The organism is Mycobacterium angelicum (assembly GCF_002086155.1).
Classification (GTDB): Bacteria; Actinomycetota; Actinomycetes; order Mycobacteriales; family Mycobacteriaceae; genus Mycobacterium; species Mycobacterium angelicum.
Map to the genome: position 1 here is coordinate 1 of NZ_MVHE01000487.1, position 218 is coordinate 218.

A 218-nucleotide genomic window follows, 5' to 3' on the forward strand; every position below is an offset into this window, starting at 1 on the left:
GGCTGCGGTGTAACGCCTTACGAACTAGTGAGCAGGGTGCAACGGGACGGCCGCCCACTCGTCCTGTCCAGCCCAACGGACGTATAGCTGATTTGGAAGGGGATGGCCCCAAGCCGCTATCAAGACCATGTTGAGCCCCTCTCCGGGGCGAATCACCGTCTTCTTCGGGACATTTCGAGTGATCGCATCGATTCGCGAGAGGTCAATCTCGACATCTT

At 58.3% G+C, this 218-nt stretch carries 1 pseudogene; it reads right to left on the minus strand.

The features are described from left to right. Positions 1-24: 24 nt before the first annotated feature. Positions 25-218 (minus strand): annotated as a pseudogene (locus tag BST12_RS30380) (helix-turn-helix transcriptional regulator); the annotation flags it as partial.